The following is an 870-nucleotide window of genomic DNA, read 5'->3' as shown; positions in this document are numbered from 1 at the left end:
CATTTTTTAAAACAGCTTTTCAATACATTGCTGCTATTAGCTTATTATTTATAAGCGTAGCGAGCTATGCCAATCCACCAAAAGAAATTTTTTGGGAAGACTTAATTCCCAAAGGTCATATGCAAATAGACACTCAAGCACAAGCTAATCACGAAGGCAGCGATCAAAACTGGGTGCAACCCGATTTAGATGCTCCAGTGGTAAAAGCGCTTGATGGTCAATCGGTAAGTTTGCCAGGTTTTGTTGTGCCACTTGAGGGCGATAGCGAAGTAATTACCGAGTTTTTACTCGTGCCTTATTTTGGCGCCTGTATACACGTACCACCACCACCGCCAAATCAAATAGTCCATGTAACGATTAAAGGTGGTGTGCCTATAGATAGTCTGTACGACGCAATCGTTGTAACCGGAATAATAAGCACAGAAACATGGTCGGGCGAAATCGCGCAGGTAGGATATAAAATGAAGGCAGTCGGTGTAGCACCGTTTGAGCTTTAAAATGAAGGGCCCGCTTTTAAAGCTGGCCCTTAAATCTCATTAAATTTAGAGTCGGTAAAATTCAAATAACTACTTTTGGCAATTTGAGCAAAAAATAGTACTGCGTTGCCCTAATCTAATTTCTTCTAATTCGTTTTCGCACGTCATACATGGCTTGCCTTTACGCCCATATACTAATAGCTCTTGAGCAAAATACCCAGGCTTACCATCACTTTGTGCAAAGTCTTTAAGCGTTGTACCACCTTGTGTAATAGCCGCCGCAAGCGTGTCTTTTATAATAGGGATAAGTGCTTGATAACGTTTGAGCGATACTTTTCCCGCTTCTCGCTTTGGATGTATACCCGCTTTAAATAACGATTCATTCGCGTAAATA

At 41.3% G+C, this 870-nt stretch carries 2 protein-coding genes; one reads left to right on the top strand and one right to left on the bottom strand.

Annotated elements, in window-relative coordinates:
• Positions 1-26: 26 nt before the first annotated feature.
• Positions 27-497 carry a DUF3299 domain-containing protein gene (locus tag H5072_RS20560; RefSeq protein WP_182694648.1) on the top strand — a complete coding sequence of 157 codons (471 nt, stop codon included), beginning with the start codon at positions 27-29 and terminating at the stop codon, positions 495-497.
• A 69-nt stretch (positions 498-566) separates the two neighbouring features.
• On the opposite strand, the gene H5072_RS20555 is transcribed toward H5072_RS20560, so the two are convergent.
• On the bottom strand, positions 567-870 hold a 304-nt coding region (locus H5072_RS20555; RefSeq protein ID WP_310735912.1), incomplete at its 5' end, for a zinc finger domain-containing protein.

The organism is Pseudoalteromonas sp. SR45-5 (assembly GCF_014163565.1).
Lineage (GTDB): Bacteria > Pseudomonadota > Gammaproteobacteria > Enterobacterales > Alteromonadaceae > Pseudoalteromonas > Pseudoalteromonas distincta.
This window is presented reverse-complemented; position numbering and strand designations above follow the sequence as displayed.